Consider the following 16,571-nt stretch of genomic DNA (forward strand, 5'->3'; position numbering starts at 1 on the left):
CCGCTCAGCGTCCGAGGAGCCCTTCCGCGCGGGAGAGCGCGCGGAGGAGATCGGGCAAGCGCGCCCCCGCGCCGCGCCGCGGCAACCGGTCGAGCAGGGCCGCTTCGCCCGGGAGACGGTGCTGGCTCCCGCGCACCAAGCGCCGGACGGCGTTCAGGAGCGCGACCGGGTGCGTGTCCAGCGCGCTGTGCCCGTTCTCAAGGGTCACGATCACCCCGTCCTGCGCGGTCCGCACCGTCCGCTCGGCGATCGCGGGAGGAGTGCGGAGGTCTCTCGTTCCGCTGACGACGACCAGCGGCCACGCGAACGCGGGCGTGAGGGCGGGGAGGTCGTAGGGCTCCCCCGCGAACGGGGGGAACCGCGCCGCGAGCGGCGCGTAGGTCGCGGCGGGGTCCAGCGGCAGACCGTCGAGGGGCGCCCCGTACGCGAGCTCCCGGAAGGCGATCACCCCGGCGGTGTCGAACTCGTACACCCCCGGGATGTGAGCGATGTCGTCGTCGCGCGTGGCGTAGCCGGACAGCACCCGCCACGTCAGTCCCAGCCCCCGACGCAGGCGGCGTCGAGCGAGCGCCTCGGCCAGTTCCGGTCCCACCAGCTCGTACGCGGCGCGGACGACATCCAGCACGGAACGCGCGTCCTCCCCGCGATCCACGAGGGCGCGCACGTCGGCGGACAGCCGATCGCCCGCGTTCCAGAACAGGCCGCGCACGCGCTCCCGCTCGATCGCCAGATCAGCCGTGGACTGCAGAGGCGAGTCCAGCAGCATCCGTTCGACACGGTCTTGGTGACGGACACCGAATGCGGATGCGAGATAGCTGCCGTACGACGACCCGACGACGACCGCGCGTGCGATGCGTTCGCGGTCGAGCACCGCGGCGATGTCATCGAGGACGGCGGTGATGCGCATCGCCGAGGGGGGCAGAGGCGCCCCGGCGAGGTCCGTTCGGGAGAGCCCGACCCCCCGGTGCTCGACCATGATGACGTCGAGGCCTCCGCTCGCGGCGATGCGCCGCACGCTGCGGTAGGGGCGGACCGAGGCGAGGCCAGGGCCGCCCGGGAGGATGACGACCGGTGTCGCACCGCGCGGCCCCGAGCGCACGTACGACAGGTCGAAGGCGGGCGCGTCGGCGCCCTCCGGGCGGCGAACGGCCTGGATGCGTTCGCCGCGAGCCCGTGCCATGCGGCTACTCTGTCGCATCGCCCCCACCCGCGCCATGCGACCACGCAACCCGCACCCGCGTGGAGCGGCATAGGCTCGAGACGTGGCGGATGCTCGAGGCCGAGGAGCAGAACGCGCGAGGGTCCAGGACGGCTGGCTCGCCGCGGCGGCCGGTGCCGTAGCCGCGGTGTTGGGCGCGGGCCTCGGCGAGTTGTCCGCGGCGCTCATCGCCCCGGCATCCAGCCCCTTCGCCGCCATCGGCGGCGCGCTCATCGACGTCGCGCCCTCCTGGGCGAAAGACACGGCGATCGCGTGGTTCGGCACCGCCGACAAGGCCGCCCTCCTCACCGGAATCGCACTCGTGCTTCTCGCGGTCGCGGCGGTCGCGGGCCTCCTCGAGCGTCGCCGCCCCCCGATCGGGGTGGCGATCGCCGTCGCCCTCGGGGTCGTCGGCGCCGCCGTCGCTCTCACGCGGGCCGACGCCGGCGCGCTGTCATGGCTGCCGTCGTCGATCGCCGGCGCGACGATGGCGGTGAGTCTGCGGATGCTGCTGCGCCTCCTTCCCGCGACGGCGGAGCGTTCGGACGATGCGCCCCCGACGACCCCCGACCGACCCTCGGAGATCGACCGACGCCGCTTCCTCGTGTGGACCGGCGGCGCCGCCGCCGTCGGTCTCGTCATGGTTCTCGGGGCGACACTCGTGAGCGGCGGCAGCCGCGCCGTCGCGGCGATCCGGGCGGCGCTGCGGCTCCCCGACCCGGCCGTGGCCGCGCCCCCCGTTCCGGCCGGTGCCGAGCTGAACATCTCGGGACTGGCCGACGTCATCACCCCGAACGACTCGTTCTACCGCATCGACACCGCGTTGGTCGTGCCGCAGATCGACCCCGCCGACTGGTCGCTCCGCATTCACGGAATGGTCGAGAACGAGGTCGTCGTGACGTGGGACGAGCTGGTCGCCCTCCCTCTCGAGGAGGGGTACGCCACCATGTCGTGCGTGTCGAACGAGGTCGGGGGAACACTCATCGGCAACGCGCTGTGGCTCGGCTACCCGATCCGGGAGCTCCTCGCCCGGGCACGCCCGACGGCGGACGCCGACATGGTGCTGTCCCGATCGATCGACGGCTTCACCGCGTCGACACCGCTCGAGGCGCTCACGGACCCCGACCGCTGGTCGATCCTCGCCGTCGGGATGAACGGGGAGCCCCTCCCGCTCGAGCACGGGTTCCCGGTGCGGATGGTGGTACCGGGGCTTTACGGGTATGTCTCGGCGACGAAGTGGGTCGTCGACCTCGAGGTGACCCGCTTCGACCGTGCCACCGCGTACTGGACCGATCGTGGATGGTCCGAACGCGGTCCGGTCAAACTGCAGTCGCGCATCGACGTGCCCCGCCCCGGTCAGGGATTGAGCGCGGGCGACACCGTCATCGCGGGGGTCGCCTGGCAGCCGCATGTCGGCATCTCACGCGTGGAGGTGCAGGTCGACGACGGCCCCTGGGAGGACGCGACCCTCGCCACGGCCATCTCGGATGACACGTGGGTGCAGTGGAGCCTGCCGTGGCGGGCGACGGCGGGGCGCCACGTGCTGCGCTGCCGCGCCACGAATGCGCTCGGCGAGACGCAGACCTCCGAGGTCGTCGGCGTCATCCCCGACGGCGCGACGGGCTGGCACGAGTTCCCCGTCGACGTCTTCTGAGCCGCGGGCGCGCGGACGGGTCTCTGTCGCGCGAAAGTGGCGCAGATTGCGACCTTCACGTGCTGAAGATCGCAAGGTGCGCCACATCGGCGACGGCCGGTGCCGCAGAGGTGGCCCAGTTGGCGACCTTGGCGCCCTCAAGGTCGCCATGCGCGCCACATCGGCATGGAACCCGCCGGCCGGCGCGGGCGACCTGCGCCGCCCGGCTCAGCCCGCGAGGACGAGCTTCAGCTGCTCGACCGCCCAGTCCAGCTCGGTGGCGCGGATGACCAGCGGCGGCGCGATCCGGAGCGTCTGCCCGTGCGTGTCCTTGGCGAGGACGCCGCGCGCGAGGAGTCGCTCGGCGACCTCACGGCCGGTGCCGACGGCGGGGTCGATGTCGATCCCCGCCCAGAGGCCCGCGATGCGCACCTGGGTGACACCGTGGCCGACGAGCTCGTCGAGCTTCGCCTCGAGGTGTTCGCCGAGCGCGGCCGCGCGCTTCTGGAACTCACCCGTCTGCAGCATCTCGACGACGCGCGTGCCGACGGCGGCGGCCAGCGGGTTGCCGCCGAAGGTCGAGCCGTGCTCGCCGGGACGGATGACGCCGAGGACATCGCGGTCGGCGACGACGGCCGACACCGGGACGATGCCGCCTCCGAGCGCCTTTCCGAGCAGATAGACGTCGGGCACGACTCCCTCGCGGTCGCACGCGAACGTCGTCCCCACGCGGCCGAGACCGGACTGGATCTCGTCGGCGATGAGCAGCACGCCGCGCCGGGTGCAGATTTCTCGCACGGCGCGAAGGTAGCCCTCGGGCGGGATGATGACCCCCGCCTCGCCCTGGATCGGTTCGATGAGCACCGCCGCGGTGTTCTCGTCGATCACGGCCTCGATCGCGGCGGCGTCGCCGTACGGCACGTGCACGAAGCCGCCGCCGTAGGGGCCGAAGTCGTCATGCGAGACGGGGTCGTCGCTGAACCCGACGATCGTGGTGGTGCGCCCGTGGAAGTTCCCGTGAGCGACGACGATCGTCGCGGCATCCGGGGTGATGCCCTTCACGCGATAGCCCCACGCGCGCGCGACCTTGATCCCCGTCTCCACCGCCTCGGCGCCGGTGTTCATCGGCAGGACGAGGTCTTTGCCGCAGAGCTCGGCGAGCGCCGCGGCGAACTCGCCAAGGCGGTCGCTGTGATAGGCGCGGCTGGTCAGGGTGACCCGGCCCAGCTGCTCCTGCGCGGCGGCGACGATGGCGGGATGACCGTGCCCGAAGTTCAACGCCGAGTACGCCGAGAGGAGGTCGAGGTAGCGTTTGCCCTCGACGTCGGTGACCCACGCCCCCTCCGCCCGCGAGACCACGACCGGGAGCGGGTGGTAGTTGTGGGCGAGATGCTGCTCCTCCGCGCCGATCACCCGCAGGGTCGCGGTGTCGGTCGGCAGCTCGGAGATGCTCATGGCGCGTCCGTCCCGCGACGGAGCTCGAGCGTGCAGCACTTGATGCCACCGCCACCGAGGAGAAGCTCGGACAGGTCGATCTTGATCGGGTTGTAGCCGCGCTCGCGCAGCTGGGCCTCGAAACCGGTCGCCCGCGGCGAGATGATGACGTTGTAGCCGTCGCTGGCCGAGTTCAGCCCGAACACCGCGCCGTCGTCATCCGACACCCGGATCGCGTCGGGGTAACGCTCCGCGAGGATGGCCTGGCCGCGCTCGTCGAACGCGTGCTCGAGGTAGGCGATGTTGGCCCGCTCGACCCCGCCCGGCCCCTCGACGGGGTCGAGCACCGCGATCGCGGTGTCGAGGTGGTAGAACCGCGGGTCGACGAGGTTGAGCGAGACGACCTCGCGACCGAAGACCTCACCCACCTCGCGGTGGCTGTCACCGGTCGAGCGGAACCCGGTCCCGGCGAGGATGGTGTCGCCGACGAGCAGGAAATCGCCCTCGCCCTCGTTGACCTCGCGCGGGACCACGACGTCGTACCCGTTGTCGCGGAACCAGTCCATGAACGCCGGCCCCTCGGGGACGCGTTCGTCGAAGCGGAACTTCGCACCGTAGGCGATGCCGTCGATGAGGAAGCCGCCGTTGGCCGTGTAGACCATGTCGGGAAGACCGTCGATCGGGTCGATGAGCTCCACCTCGTGTCCGAGCGCGAGGTAGGCGTCGTACAGCGCCTGCCACTGCCGGACCGCCTTGGCGGTGTCGGTGGGGTTCGCCGGCTCCATCCACGGGTTGATCGTGTAGCTGACGGTGAAGAACTCGGGTCGGCACATGAGGTACCGGCGGTGCTGCGCGATGCGCCCCGTGGGGCTCGCGGTGGCGGCGGTGGCCTCGACGGTCGGCGCGGTGTTCTGAGTGGACATCGGTCTCCTTGCGAAGGTGCGGCGGACGCTGTCCAGAGGCCCGGCGGCCCTTCGACCGGTTAGAACCGGGGCGAAGGGGACGACCCGGGCACGCCGCGACCATTGTGCCACGAGCCCCTCCGCTCCACCTGGGACGCCGCGCTCACTCGGCGACCACGACCACCTTGCCCACCGTGCGCCCGGACTCCACGTGCGCGATCGCGGCACCGGCGTCGCTCAGGCCGAAGGTCTTCTCGATGACCGGACGGATGACGCCCGCCGCCGTCATCCGCACCAGCTCCGCGGTCACCGGGGTCTTGGTGAGCGCTGTCACGGAGCGGAAGCGCCGCGCGCGGCGGCTGAGGACGAGCGAGCGGATGATGCGGGGGAACGGACCCCAGAAGGAATGGCCGTCGCCGCCGACGAGAGCCACCGTTCCACCCTCGCCCAGGCGGTCGCGCAGCACCTCGAGCGGCGGCTCGCCGGCGATGTCGACGACGGCGTCGAACGCACCGGCGGGAAGGGAGGCCACGTCGTGCGTGCGGTAGTCGACGGTGTGCGCGACGCCCAGGTCGCGGAGCACGGGTTCGGCTCGCGCCCCGCAGGTCGCCCACACCTCAGCGCCGCGTGCGACGGCGAGGGAAGCGGTGAGGGTGCCCACCCCGCCTCCGGCGCCCACGAGCAGCACCTTGGAGCCTTCGCCCACCCCGCAGGCGTCGAGGATCGTCGCCGCGGTGTTGCCCGCCACGGGGAGGGTCGCCGCGATGACCGGGTCGAGGTCGGCCGGCACGGCGGTGAGTCGGTCAGCCTTCACCGCCACGAACTCGGCCAGGGTCTCCTCCCCCGCGCCGACGACGAGGTCGCCGACGGCGAACCCCGTGACACCGGCACCGACCGCGACGACCGTGCCCGCGACATCCATCCCCCGTCCCCTCGTGCGTGGGCGGCGGAGACCGAAGAACAGCCGGACGACACGCGGCTCACCGCGCATCAGGTGGATGTCGCCGGAGTTCAGCGACACCGCCGCGACCTTCAGCAGGACGTCCTTCCTGCCCGGCGACGGGACGGGAACGGTCTCGGCCTGCACCACGTCGGCGGGGCCGTAGGCGTGCTGTCGCCACGCCGTCATGGTCTGCGGGATCGTGTGGGTGGTCATGTCAGTCCTCCGTGTCGGGATAGTGGAAGAGGTCGTCGAGGCGCGCGTCGAAGGCGCGGGCGAGTTGGAACGCGAGCTCGAGGGTCGGCGAGTACCGCCCCTGCTCGATGGCGATGAGGGTCTGGCGCGTCACTCCCACCCGGCGAGCGACCTCGGCCTGGGTCATCCCGGCGGCTTCGCGGACGCTGCGGATGGTGTTGGTGACCTTGGTGGGGCGGACCATCATTGGAATCCCCGCCGGTACGCACCCAGCCGGGCCATGCCGCCGAGCACGGCCGAGAGGAAGAAGCCCAGGAACAGCGCGTTGCCGATCCAGAACCAGGGAGCCTCGACCATGGCGAGGATCAGGGCGCCGATGGCGCCGATGGCGAGGAAGCCCTGCCCCACGCGTTCGCCGAACCGTTCGATCTCGCGGTCGCGTTGATCGGCGGTGTGCTCGAGTTCCGGATCGCGCATCCGGGCGACGATCCCCCACGCGATGCTCAGCACGATCGACAGGACGATCCCCCCTGCGATCGTGCCGACCATGGGCCACACCCACGCGATCTCACCCACGGGTGTGGTGATCAGCTGCGGGACGATCAGTGCCAGGTAGACCACGAGCCCGATCACGCTCGCGATCAGCTGCGCCCAGATCGTGCGCTCCATGTACGCCACGGCGACCTCCGATGTCAAAGATTCTTGACACTAAAGGTACGGTGAGGCCCACGACGTGTCAAGAATCTTTTACATCGGGCAGGTCTGGGGGTGGGCGGACCCGCACAACTCCTCAGAATCGACTCCGCGCACCCTGGCGACGGCGGTTTCCGACCGGTTCAGCGCGGAATCTGAGGAGTTGTGCTGATGCCGTGGTCCCCAACTCCTGCAGATCCGGCGCGAAGCCCGCGATTCGGCACTTCCGCGCCACGCCGGCGCCCGATCTGCAGGAGTTGAGGACAGCGCGACCCGCGCTCAGAGGGGAGAACCGGCCGGGAAGTCCTTCATTAGCAGCACGTCGGTCTCGGTCGCGGTGCGCCGCACGCCGTGCGCGTCCACGTACTCGTAGGTCGTCGTGCTCTCCTGCCCGGTCGAGCGATACCCGAGTCGCTCGTAGAGCGCCCGCGCGCGTGGGTTGTCGACACCGACACCGACGGCCAGACGGGACGCCGGGGCGGCGAGCCGCTCGACCTCGGCCATGAGCGCGGTCCCGATGCCCTGGCCGCGAGCGCGCTCGTCGACGTGGAGGTTCTTCACCTCGAAGGGATCGGTCCGAAGATCGAGCTGCGCCGAGCCCACCGGAACCCCGTCACTCCAGGCCACGACCAGGACGGACGCGCCGCGCTGCTGCAGCCCCACATCGCGCGGACGAACCCCTGCCCCGCGGGCTCTCGGGCCTCGAGGGGCATCAGATGACCTCGGCCGACCAGGGGTCGGGGTTGCCGAACCGGTGCGCGGTGATGGTGACCGACTGTTCCCGCAGGAACGGCAGCAGTTCGATGCGGCCCGCCGTCGTGACCTCGCCGGCGTAGACGGCGATGTCGGGGTCGCCTGCCACCGCGTCGGAGAGCGCCGCGTGCGCGGCGGCGACCGAAGCCGACGGCCCGACCAGCCGCACCCGCGCCGGTCGCGCCTCGACCATGCGCGATTCGAACTGCTCGTCGCTCTCGACGAACACCGACACCTGCTCCTCGCCGAGCACGCGGCGGACCCCCGCGGGCATGCCGACCGGTGCGCTGACGGTGACCTCCGATCCGGCGCGCAGCGCCGCGACGATCACCCGCAGCAGCGCCTGCCACGGCGCATCGCCCGTCGCCCGGACGGCGACGCCGACGGGACGGTAGCGGAAGAGATTGCGCTCGACACCCAGCTGCGACACGTCCTTGACCCGACCGAACTCACGGTCCCACGCGATCGCGTCCGACAGTGCCCCGCGGCGGAGCCACTCGAACGCCAGATAGTCGAGCGTCGGCTGCGCCGCTTCGATCAGCGTCGTGATCCTCGAGTCGAGCCCGCGCAGGTGGAGGGTCGCCGACGGCGGCGAACCGGTCGACGGTCGCCATGATCCGAGCCCGATCAGGTAGTTCGGGCCTCCGGCCTTGGACCCCGCGCCTACCGAGGAGCGCTTCCACCCGCCGAACGGCTGCCGCTGCACGATGGCCCCGGTGATGCCGCGGTTGACGTAGAGGTTTCCGGCCTCGACCCGGTCGAGCCACAGCGCGAGGTCATCGGGGTTCTGCGTGTACAGCCCCGCCGTCAGGCCGTAGTCGACCGCGTTCTGCAGCTCGATCGCCTCGGTGAGCGAGTGCGCGTGCATGACGCCGAGGACGGGCCCGAAGAACTCTTCGCGGTGGAAGCGCGACCCGGGCTTGACCCCGGTGCGGATTCCCGGCCGCCAGAGGCGCCCTTCGTACTCGGCTGCTGCCTCGAGGGCGCGCGGCGCGACGAGCCACTTCTCGCCCTCATCGAGGGTGGTGAGAGCCCAGTCGAGCTTTCCGCGCGGCGTCTCGATCACGGGCCCGACCTCGGCGAGCGGGTCGGTGGGCGGCGCGACGCGCAGCGAGGTCGTGGCGTCGACCAGCTGCCGGAGGAAGCGCTGCGAGCGGGCCACCGGTCCGACGAGGATCACCAGCGACGCGGCAGAGCACTTCTGTCCCGCGTGGCCGAAGGCGCTCTTGACCACATCGGATGCCGCGAGGTCGAGGTCTGCCGACGGCATGACGATCATCGCGTTCTTGCCGCTGGTCTCGGCCAGGAGCGGCAGATCGGGTCGCCACGAGCGGAAGAGGGCGGCGGTGTCCCACGAGCCGGTGAGGATGACGCGGTCGACGCCCTCGTGCGCGATGAGGCGCTGCCCGAGCTCACCCTCTTCGACGTCGACCAGGGCGAGCACGTCGCGAGGCACCCCCGCCTCCCACAGGGCTTCGGCGACCACGGCCGCGCAGCGCCGCGCCTGCGGCGCCGGCTTGAACACCACCCCCGACCCGGCGGCGAGCGCGGCGAGCACGCCTCCGGCGGGGATCGCGACGGGGAAGTTCCACGGCGGTGTCACGACGGTCAGTCGCGCCGGCACGAAGACCGCGCCGCTGACCCGGTCGAGCTCGCGGGCGGTGGCGGCGTAGTAGTGGGCGAAGTCGACGGCCTCACTCACCTCGACGTCGGCCTCAGCGAAGACCTTGCCGGTCTCCGAGGCGGCGACCTCGATGAGTTCGGCACGCCGAGCCTCGAGCGCCCGGCCGGCGGCGGCGAGCACCTCGGCACGATCGGCGGCGGCCCGCGCCCCCCACGCCTCTGCCGCGGACCGCACCCGGTCGATCACGGCGTCGACCTCGGTGGCGTCGTCGAGCCGCGCTGCGGCGATCGTGTCGACCCCCGCCCGCGACCCCGAGACGCGGCCGAGGATCTCGCGGGCCCACGTACGGTTGGCGGGAAGCGCGGGGTCGGAGTCGGGCGCATTGGCGAAGCCGGGCGCGCCGAGCGCGGTGGGCCCCGACTCGCGCGCCGCGTAGACCGCGGTCTCGACGATCTCCTGCCCGCCGAAGAGGATGCCGCCGACCTCCGGGGCGATCGGCAGGGTCTCGCCCGGATCGACCGAGGCCGAGCGGGCGATCCCGAGCACTTCGCGGGTCAGCCCGTCGTCGTCGGCGTCGGGTGCCTGTTTCCGCAGGATGTTCCCGGGTGCCCCGGGGTCGGCGGTACCCGTCGCGCCGCCCGCCGCGGCATCCGTCCGGTCCTGCGTCCGGTTCGGACCGGTCGGCAGATCAGGGTCGGCGGCCCGCGCGACCGAGGCGAGGAAACGATCGCGCTCCCGCGCGAACAGCGCGGGATCGTCGGCGAGATCGAACGCCGCGGAGAGGAAGTTCTCACTGGAGGCGTTCTCCTCGAGGCGGCGGACGAGGTAGCTGATGGCGACGTCGAACTCGTCGGGGGCGACGACCGGCACGTAGAGAAGAACCGGGCCGACCTCGCGGGACACCGCCGCCACCTGACCCTGCGCCATGCCGAGGAGCATCTCGAACTCGATGCGGTCGCGCACCCCGCGCTCGCCGGCGAGCAGCCACGCATAGGCGATGTCGAAGAGGTTGTGCCCGGCAACACCCACCCGCACCGCCGCGGCGTTCTCGGGGCGCATCGCCTCGTCGAGGCAGCGCAGGTAGTTGGCGTCGCTGTCGAGCTTCGAGCCGTAGGTCGCAAGCTCCCAGCCGTGCATCACCGCGTCGACGCGCTCCATGGCGAGGTTCGCACCCTTGACCAGGCGCACCTTGATCCCCGCGCCGCCCCCGCGCACCCGCGCGCGAGCCCACGCGGTGAGCTCCCGCAGCGCCGGCAGCGCGTCGGGCAGGTACGCCTGCAGCACGATCCCCGCCTCGAGATCGGCGAGCCGCGGATCCTCGAGGATGCGGGTGAACACCGCGATGGTCAGGTCGAGGTCGCGGTACTCCTCCATGTCGAGGTTGATGAACGTGCCGTCCGACGCCGCCGACAGGTAGAGGGGCATGAGCCGATCGACGACCTTGTCGACCACCTCGTCGAACGCCCACATCGAGATGTGGCTGGCGATCGCCGACACCTTCACCGAGACGTAGTCGACATCGGCGCGGCGGATCAGGTCATGGATGCCGTCGAGTCGGCGCAGCGCCTCATCCTCGCCGAGGACCGCCTCACCCAGCAGGTTGAGGTTCAGCCGCGCGCCGGCCGCACGGAGCTCGGCGATGGCGGGGCCGAGCTTCTTCGGACGGGCATCCACGATGAGGTGGCGCACCATTTCGCGGAGCGCGCGCCGCGCGAGGGGAACCACCGGCGTCGGCAGCACCGGTGCGACCGCGCCGCCCACCTGCACCGCCCCGCGCAGGTACCACGGCAGGAAGCGCGGCACGAGGGGGGCGACCCGATGCAGTTGGGATGCCGCGGCACCGAGGCTCTCCGGACGCATCACGCCGTCCACGAACCCGATCGTGAAGGGCAGTCCGTCGGGGTCTTTCAGAACGCCGGCGAGTCGGGCGGCGGAGGGGTCGACCTCGACCTGGGCGCTCTCGGTGATCCACCGCTGCGCCAGTTGTACGGCACCCTCGGCGAGATCGTCGCCGGATGCCGCCAGGTCGGTGTCGCCCCGAAAGGGGTCGGTCACCATGGCAACCAGACTAGAACGCGATCACGCCCCCGCTGCGCCGGGATCACGGCGCTCGGCAGGCGTGTCGGCCCGATCGCCGCGAGCACCGTCTCCGGCGTCGATGCGCGGCCCGTCGTGCTGGTCCGTCCGACGCTCGGTCACCGGCGTCGCGCCCCTTCCCTCCGCGGCCACCGTCGCCGAACGATCCCGGTCGGTCACGAGCGGATCGATCTCGTCGGCCTTGGCGAGACTCTCCTCGTACTCGGCGCGCCGCTTCGCGGCATTCGCTTCATGCTCGGCGATGTCACCCTGCCTGCGGCGCGCTTCCACCTCCGCGCGCGCCGCCTCGGCTTTCGCGCGTTCGGCGTCCGCCGCCGCGGCGGCGGCATCGGCGCGCGCCCGGGCCGCCTCGGCCTCGCGTTCCTGCGCCGCGATCTCCGACTCGCGCGCCTTTTCGCGGATTTCCTCGGCGCGGCGGTGCTGCGCCTCGCGATGGGCGGTCGAGCGCCGGCGCGCGACGAGCCCGATCACGATCCCCACGATGACGAGAACGACGACGACGGCGACGATGACCCAGATGAGAGTAGTTGTGTCCACGATCCCACCGAACCGTGCACTCCCACTGCACGGAAGGCGCTTGTGAACCGCGCGGCCCTGCGGTAGGAGGAATTATGCCTACCATGGACGCTGCGCGGATTGTGGCGTCGCTTCGGGCGGACTCTTCTCGCAAGGGAAGGCACCGGTGAACACCACCCCATTCACCCCGACAGACAGCGCGTGGGACCCAGACGAGCGACAGAGACTCCTCGAATGCTCGACCGAGCCCCTGGCGACGCCCGGTCGCATCCAGTCCTTCGGCACGCTGATCGCCGTCGACGCGCAGACCGACACGGTCGTGGTCGCCAGCGAGGACGCTGCCGACACCCTCGGCCTCACGATCGCCGAGATCGGCGACGACCGGCTCCGCGACGCCTACACGCACGGCGTCGCCATCGACCCCATCCGGGTGGGCTTCCGCGGCGCGGAGCACGACGTCATCGTGCACCGGGACGCCGATCCCGTGATCATCGAGCTCGAGCCGACCGTCCCCGACCTCGAGTACGTGCGCACGGGGGTCGTCACCGCGATCCAGCGCCTCGCCGGGATCACGGACGCCACCGAGCTTCGTCGCCGGGCGGCCGCGGAGATGAAGGCCATCACGGGCTTCGACCGGGTGATGTGCTACGACTTCTTCGACGACGGGCACGGCGAGATCGTCGCCGACGAGCGCGAACCCGACATGGAGCCCTACCTGGGCCTGCACTTCCCGGCATCCGACATCCCGCCGCAGGCGCGTGCTCTCTACCTGCAAAAGCGGTCGCGGGCGATCGTCGACACCCGCGACGACGGCAAGGCGCTCGTCACCCTCCTGCCCGAGCTCGGCCCACTGGATCTGACCACCACCGAGCTGCGGGCCGTATCACCGCACCACCTGCAGTTCATGCGCAACATGGGCCAGGCAGCGACCGTGTCGTTCGCCCTCGTCGCCGACGATCGACTCGTGGGCATGTTCACCTGCGCCCACCGCACCGTGCGGCGCGTGCCGATCCTCCTCCGCCGATCGCTCGAGGTGCTGGCGAGCCAGGTGACCATGCAGCTCACCGCCGCGCGGCAGATCGCCGAGCTGCGCCGACAGCTCACCGCGCGCGAGCGTCGATCGGCCGTCGTCGCGCCACTGTACGGAGCGCTCGACGTGCACGCGGCGCTGCTGGACGGACAGAAGACCGTGCTCGACGCGGTGCCCGCCGACGGCGCCTACCTGCGTCTCGGCGGCGTCGCCCGCACCATCGGAGACGTCCCCGAACCCGAACTGCTCGGCGCGGTCGTCGACGATCTCGGCACACCGCCGTTCTGGTCCGAGGCCCTCCCCATCGAGCACCCCGAACTCGCCGTCGAGATCCCCGGCGTCGCCGGCATCCTCAGCGTCTCCCTCGGCGAGCCCGGCGACTGCCTGGTGTTCGTCCGCGGCGAGGTGACGCGCGAGGTGAACTGGCTGGGCGATCAGACCGCCGAGAACCGCGACCACCCCCTGTCTCCGAGACGGTCGTTCTCGGCGTGGAAGGAGAGCGTCACCGGGCGCAGCCTTCCCTGGGGCGATCTGGTGAAGGATGCCGAGGACCTGGCCCTCGACATCCGTGCGGCCATCGAGCGGCGGAACGAGGCGGAGCTCGCCGAGCTTGCATTCCACGACCCCCTCACCGGTCTCCAGAACCGTCGCTTCCTCGACGACCGGCTCGAGGAGCTCCTGCGTGAGACCGAGGGCGGGGTGGCCATGGTGTTCGTCGACCTCGACGACTTCAAGGCCGTCAACGACACCCACGGGCACGACGTCGGAGACGCCGTCCTCGTGGCCGTCAGCAAACGCCTCACGCACAGCGCCCGTTCCGAGGACGTCGTGGTGCGCTTCGGCGGCGACGAGTTCATCCTCATCTGCCGAGACGTCGACGTCGCCGATGCCCACACGATCGCCGAGCGCGCGCTGCTGGCCCTGTCGGAGCCGGTCGTCGTCGAGGATCTGACGATCCGCGTGACGGCCTCGGCCGGCGTGGTCGCCGCCACCGAGCGGCCGACCTCGGCAGAGCTCCTCGAAGCCGCCGATGCCGCGATGTACCGGGCGAAGCGCGCGGGCCGCGGCCGCGTCTCACGCTGAGGCGGGACTCGCGGCCGGGCTTCAAGCCCTGGGTTCGGGGAGGAGCCGGAGACCGCCGGGAGAGTTCGCCGAGTCGACGAGCTCCTGCAGCCAGGCCTTGTTGATCTCGGGCATCGGCCCGTCGTACTCGAAGCGCAGCGTGATCGCGGGGGAGAGCCACAGCGCCTGACGACGTTTGGTGTTGTCGTCGATGACGGCGAGCGAGGTGCTCTCACGACGGCGGAGCTTGGCGACGATCACCAGCTCGAGGTGCGCGAGCGTGCGGTCGTCGATCGGAACGGCGACCGAAGGCGCGCCATAGTGCAAGGTACCCATCGTTGTCGATCCTACGTTCGTCCCGACGCGTTCGGCGTACGCTGGTGGGATGGCCATCGTGAACCGACTCACCGTCGACGGGCGTGACTACTTCCTTCCCGACCCGGTCACCGAGCTGAAGGGCAAGATCCTCGACGCCATCAAGGCCGGCGGCGGTTACGTGAACATCCCGCCGCTGCGCGGAGGTCCGGGCATCGACATCCTCTTCTCCCCGGGCATGCCCGTCACGTGGACGCAGATCGACGTGCCGTCGGACCACGGCCACGCTCACGACGACAACGACATGGTGATCGACGACTACAGCGGGATCTGACCGCGCGCCCTTCTCCGCTGCTCACCCGAGGCTGATCACCCCAGCAGGTCGTTGAGCTCGGCAGCCGGCATCGGCTTGCCGAGCAGGAACCCCTGCCCGCGGTGGCACCCGCGGCGGCGAGAGCGCTCGAGGTCGTCGACGGTCTCGATCCCCTCGGCGACGACCGACCAGCCGTTGCGCCGCGCCTGCTCGACGACGGCGGCGACCACCTCGTCGGCGACGGCGTCGGACCGCTGGGTCAAGGAGCGGTCGATCTTCACCTCGGTGAGCGGCAGCGCGTCGAGCATGGGGGTCGTGGTGTCACCGGCGCCGAGATCGTCGATCGACAGGCCGAGGCCGGCGGCCCGTGCGCGCTCGAGCACGGCCAGCACGCTCGGCATGAGCTGCGGCGCGGGCGACTCGGTGATCTCGATGGTGAGGCTTCCCGGTGCGAGGCCCAGGTCGGCGGCGCGCTGGGCCACCGTGTCGACCCACGCGGCCGAGAACTCCGACGGTGAGGCGTTGACCGACAGGCCGATGTCGTGCCCGTCGCGCTGCCACGCAGCGACCTGAGTGCCCGCCCGGGTGAGCACGGCGGCGCCGAGGTCGGCGATGATGCCATGCGACTCGGCGAGGGGGATGAAGTGCACGGGCGAAATCGTGCCGAATCGAGGATGAGGCCAGCGACAGAGCGCTTCCACGGCGACGGGGCGCGCCGGTCGGCCGGATTCGTCGAGATCGAACAGCGGCTGGAACTCTATCGAGAGTCCGCCGGCGGGCACGGCCGCGCGCAACTCGGTGGCGAGGGTTGCACAGGGGTCCATGTCTCCCAGGGTCACAAGCGCGCCTCTTCCGAGCAACACCAGACAAACGGGTTTCGTGTGCTTATAATGCCGCTCCGCCCCGGCCTTCGGCGCAATCGTCCAGGATCGCCGCCGGGCGGTTTACGCTGGTCAGGATGGGAACTCTGACCTACGACTCCAAACTCACCGTCGCGCTGGACGATCGCGTCCTCGCGCACCTGCAGGCCGTGGTGTGGTCGAAGCTCCGCCGTGGCGAGCAGTTCTCCTTCACCTGGACCGATCCCACCCGCAACGGCATGGGTCGCACCTCGGTGTGGCTGAGCCCGAACATCCCGGTGGCGTTCGAATACTTCGGCAGCCGCCTGCCCAAGCTCAACCCCGCATGGCTCGACGCGCTGTCGAAGTCGGCGAACTCGCCCGGGGGGCTCACGATCGTGCCCGAGCCCGAGGCGTAGGCCGGCTCATCCCCAGTCGCTGGGCGCGGACTGCCGGGTCGAGGGCAGAGCGGATGCCGCGGCCCAGTCGTGCACCCAGGTCTCGACGTCGGGCATCCCCTCCGGCCGACCGACCGCGGCGAATAGCTCCTGGTGCGGGAGGGTTCCTCCCGCACGCTTGAGCATGCGGATGCGGATGATCGCCCGGGCGTAGATCTCGCCGCCCACCAGCGCCCGATGCTCGAGGTAGAGCGCGCGGTCGTCGTGGCCCAGCATCCGGGTCTGGAGGTCGAATCGCTGCCACAGTTCGAGCGACTTCCGGAACGTGATCGTCTCGCTCGAGACGACCCCATACCACCCGTGCCGGCGCATGGCGTCGACCATGCCGGTGCGCACGAGGAGGTCCCAGCGACCGAGATCGAACAGCGACAGGTAGCGGCCGTTGTTCATGTGCCGCAGCACGTCGATGTCGGTGGGAAGGGTGGTCAGGCGGATGCGCCCGACATCCTGGAAGGTCAGCGGCCCTTCCCGACGGAGGCGCAGTCGCGCGAGGAGGTGGACGAGCAGGGTGCGCCAGAGGACGTTCACGGTCTCGGATGGTAGCCAGGAACGGCGATCGCGCCGATTCG

General features: G+C 71.2%; 16 protein-coding genes. 4 read left to right on the plus strand and 12 right to left on the minus strand.

Annotated elements, in window-relative coordinates:
- Positions 1-4: 4 nt before the first annotated feature.
- The gene (locus MA875_RS07465) at positions 5-1,180 is read right to left on the minus strand and encodes an alpha/beta fold hydrolase (RefSeq protein ID WP_248241501.1); all 1,176 of its coding nucleotides are present in this window, start codon (positions 1,178-1,180) and stop codon (positions 5-7) included.
- An 82-nt stretch (positions 1,181-1,262) separates the two neighbouring features.
- Between MA875_RS07465 and MA875_RS07470 the strand changes: the two genes are divergently transcribed.
- A complete protein-coding gene (locus tag MA875_RS07470; RefSeq protein ID WP_248241502.1) occupies positions 1,263-2,852 on the plus strand; it encodes a molybdopterin-dependent oxidoreductase in 1,590 nt (529 codons plus the stop codon).
- A gap of 207 nt (positions 2,853-3,059) precedes the next feature.
- Here the strand turns inward: MA875_RS07470 and rocD are convergent, their stop codons facing one another.
- From rocD to MA875_RS07510, 8 genes are all read right to left on the minus strand, one after another.
- A complete protein-coding gene (gene rocD / locus MA875_RS07475) occupies positions 3,060-4,286 on the minus strand; it encodes an ornithine--oxo-acid transaminase (protein WP_248241503.1) in 1,227 nt (408 codons plus the stop codon).
- Positions 4,283-5,188, minus strand: coding sequence for a dimethylargininase (ddaH, locus tag MA875_RS07480; RefSeq protein WP_372492543.1), 906 nt, complete (start codon positions 5,186-5,188; stop codon positions 4,283-4,285). The genes rocD and ddaH overlap by 4 nt, the downstream gene beginning before the upstream one ends.
- A 142-nt stretch (positions 5,189-5,330) precedes the next feature.
- Positions 5,331-6,323: an NAD(P)-dependent alcohol dehydrogenase gene (locus MA875_RS07485; protein WP_248241504.1), complete on the minus strand. Its 993-nt coding sequence runs from the start codon at positions 6,321-6,323 to the stop codon at positions 5,331-5,333.
- Position 6,324: 1 nt separating this feature from the next.
- Positions 6,325-6,546: a helix-turn-helix transcriptional regulator gene (locus tag MA875_RS07490; RefSeq protein WP_248241505.1), complete on the minus strand. Its 222-nt coding sequence runs from the start codon at positions 6,544-6,546 to the stop codon at positions 6,325-6,327.
- Positions 6,546-6,998 carry a hypothetical protein gene (locus MA875_RS07495; protein WP_248241506.1) on the minus strand — a complete coding sequence of 151 codons (453 nt, stop codon included), beginning with the start codon at positions 6,996-6,998 and terminating at the stop codon, positions 6,546-6,548. The genes MA875_RS07490 and MA875_RS07495 overlap by 1 nt, the downstream gene beginning before the upstream one ends.
- A 276-nt stretch (positions 6,999-7,274) precedes the next feature.
- Positions 7,275-7,622, minus strand: a complete 348-nt coding sequence (locus MA875_RS07500; protein WP_248241507.1) for a GNAT family N-acetyltransferase — start codon at positions 7,620-7,622, stop codon at positions 7,275-7,277.
- 85 nt (positions 7,623-7,707) lie between these two features.
- Positions 7,708-11,430: a proline dehydrogenase family protein gene (locus tag MA875_RS07505; protein ID WP_248241508.1), complete on the minus strand. Its 3,723-nt coding sequence runs from the start codon at positions 11,428-11,430 to the stop codon at positions 7,708-7,710.
- Positions 11,431-11,451: 21 nt separating this feature from the next.
- Positions 11,452-11,940, minus strand: a complete 489-nt coding sequence (locus MA875_RS07510; protein WP_248241509.1) for a hypothetical protein — start codon at positions 11,938-11,940, stop codon at positions 11,452-11,454.
- Positions 11,941-12,151: 211 nt separating this feature from the next.
- Between MA875_RS07510 and MA875_RS17765 the strand changes: the two genes are divergently transcribed.
- Entirely contained in the window at positions 12,152-14,098 is a 1,947-nt protein-coding gene (locus MA875_RS17765) for a diguanylate cyclase (protein WP_248241510.1), read from the plus strand.
- Between the two features lie 21 nt (positions 14,099-14,119).
- On the opposite strand, the gene MA875_RS07520 is transcribed toward MA875_RS17765, so the two are convergent.
- Positions 14,120-14,413 carry a DUF7882 family protein gene (locus MA875_RS07520; protein ID WP_248241511.1) on the minus strand — a complete coding sequence of 98 codons (294 nt, stop codon included), beginning with the start codon at positions 14,411-14,413 and terminating at the stop codon, positions 14,120-14,122.
- A 49-nt stretch (positions 14,414-14,462) separates the two neighbouring features.
- Between MA875_RS07520 and MA875_RS07525 the strand changes: the two genes are divergently transcribed.
- Positions 14,463-14,726 carry a hypothetical protein gene (locus tag MA875_RS07525; RefSeq protein WP_248241512.1) on the plus strand — a complete coding sequence of 88 codons (264 nt, stop codon included), beginning with the start codon at positions 14,463-14,465 and terminating at the stop codon, positions 14,724-14,726.
- A gap of 35 nt (positions 14,727-14,761) precedes the next feature.
- Here MA875_RS07525 and MA875_RS07530 read toward each other — a convergent pair whose 3' ends face one another.
- A complete protein-coding gene (locus tag MA875_RS07530) occupies positions 14,762-15,529 on the minus strand; it encodes an EAL domain-containing protein (protein ID WP_248241513.1) in 768 nt (255 codons plus the stop codon).
- A 134-nt stretch (positions 15,530-15,663) separates the two neighbouring features.
- On the opposite strand from MA875_RS07530, the gene MA875_RS07535 reads away from it, so the two are divergent.
- Positions 15,664-15,963, plus strand: a complete 300-nt coding sequence (locus tag MA875_RS07535; RefSeq protein ID WP_248241514.1) for a DUF7882 family protein — start codon at positions 15,664-15,666, stop codon at positions 15,961-15,963.
- Positions 15,964-15,969: 6 nt separating this feature from the next.
- On the opposite strand, the gene MA875_RS07540 is transcribed toward MA875_RS07535, so the two are convergent.
- Positions 15,970-16,530, minus strand: a complete 561-nt coding sequence (locus tag MA875_RS07540) for an acyl-CoA thioesterase (RefSeq protein ID WP_248241515.1) — start codon at positions 16,528-16,530, stop codon at positions 15,970-15,972.
- Between the last annotated feature and the right edge of the window lie 41 nt (positions 16,531-16,571).

Source organism: Microbacterium kunmingense, assembly GCF_023155745.1.
GTDB classification, from domain to species: domain Bacteria; phylum Actinomycetota; class Actinomycetes; order Actinomycetales; family Microbacteriaceae; genus Microbacterium; species Microbacterium kunmingense.